The 251-nt window shown below is 70.5% G+C and carries 1 pseudogene; it reads right to left on the bottom strand.

Annotated elements, in window-relative coordinates:
* Window positions 1–219: pseudogene (locus tag KZZ04_RS20110) on the bottom strand (hypothetical protein); the annotation flags it as partial.
* Between the last annotated feature and the right edge of the window lie 32 nt (window positions 220–251).

The following is a 251-nucleotide window of genomic DNA, read 5'->3' as shown; positions in this document are numbered from 1 at the left end:
GCCGATAGCGCCACCGACAGCCGTGCCGACACCGGGAAATACCAGCGTGCCGATCGCGGCGCCGGCAGACGCGCCAGCCCAGGCGCCACCTGCCGTTGAGAGGCCGGCACCGACAGCTTTGGCGTCGCCGTTGCGCACGCCCTGAACCACGTCCAGGGCGGTGTCTACGTACTTCAACGGGCCGAGGCGGCGGGCGGCGGACGACTCCAGTTTGCCCATCGCCCCCCACACGCCTGAAGCGGGCATTTGCA

Source organism: Pseudoalteromonas sp. CR1 (genome assembly GCF_019392235.1).
Taxonomy (GTDB): domain Bacteria; phylum Pseudomonadota; class Gammaproteobacteria; order Enterobacterales; family Alteromonadaceae; genus Pseudoalteromonas.
The sequence above is the reverse complement of the archived record's forward strand: the minus strand, read 5'-3'. Positions and strand labels throughout refer to the sequence as shown.